1 pseudogene is annotated in these 1,192 nt (G+C 58.4%); it reads right to left on the bottom strand.

From position 1 onward, the window contains the following. Positions 1 to 1,162: pseudogene (gene rpoB / locus B3F77_RS08840) on the bottom strand (DNA-directed RNA polymerase subunit beta); the annotation flags it as partial. Between the last annotated feature and the right edge of the window lie 30 nt (positions 1,163 to 1,192).

The following is a 1,192-nucleotide window of genomic DNA, read 5'->3' as shown; positions in this document are numbered from 1 at the left end:
TCTGGTCCATGAACTGCGACAGCTGCGATGCGCCAAAGAATTCCTTCAGGGCTGCAGAAATCGGCTTGCTGTTGATCAGGTCATGCGGCATCAGCGGCTCTTGCTCGGCCTGGCCCAGACGCTCCTTCACGGCCTTCTCAATACGGGCCAAACCGGTGCGGTACTGGTTCTCCGCGAGTTCGCCGACGCAACGCACGCGGCGATTGCCAAGGTGATCAATGTCATCGACCTGGCCGTTGCCGTTACGCAAGTCCACCAGAATCTTGACGACCGCGAGTATGTCCTCGTTGGTCATGACCATCGGACCCGTTGAACTGTCGCGGCCGACGCGGGCGTTGAACTTCATGCGGCCGACCCTGGACAGGTCGTAAGTGTCCGGGTTGTAGAACAGCCGCTGGAACAGGGCCTGGACGGCGTCTTCCGTGGGCGGCTCGCCCGGGCGCATCATGCGGTAGATCGCAACACGCGCAGCAAACTCGTCAGCCGTTTCATCGGCACGCAGGGTTTGCGAAATATACGCGCCCTGATCAAGTTCGTTGGTGTACAGCACTTGCAGGTCCTGCACGCCCGCCACGCGCAGTTTCTTCAGCAGCAGGTCGGTCAACTCATCGTTGGCCTTGGCGATGATCTCCCCGGTCTCGACGTCGATGATGTTCTTGGCGACCACACGACCTACCAGAAAATCTTCGGGCACGCTGATGGTGGTGGTACCGCTCTGCTCGAGTTCGCGGGTGTGGCGAACCGTGATGCGCTTGTCTTTCGCCACCACAACCTTGCCGGCTTTGTCGGTAATGTCGAAACGGGCGACTTCACCGCGCATGCGCTCGGCGACGAATTCCATCTGGGCGCCACTGTCCATCAGGCGGAAGTTGTCGAACACAAAGAAATTGGCCAGTATGGATTCCTGGTTCAGTCCGATCGCCTTGAGCAGAATCGTGACAGGCATCTTGCGGCGACGGTCCACGCGGAAGTACAGAATGTCTTTCGGGTCGAATTCGAAGTCGAGCCATGAACCACGGTAAGGAATGATGCGTGCCGAAAACAGCAATTTGCCCGAGCTGTGGGTTTTGCCCTTGTCGTGCTCAAAGAACACGCCCGGCGAGCGGTGCAGCTGGGACACGATTACGCGTTCGGTCCCGTTGATGACGAAAGAGCCCCTGTCTCTTATACACACTGTCTCTTATACACATCT

Origin of the sequence: Polaromonas sp. UBA4122, assembly GCA_002381615.1 — a bacterium.
Classification (GTDB): domain Bacteria; phylum Pseudomonadota; class Gammaproteobacteria; order Burkholderiales; family Burkholderiaceae_C; genus Polaromonas.
Note: the sequence above shows the minus strand (reverse complement) of the source record. Positions and strands in the feature narration are given on the sequence as shown.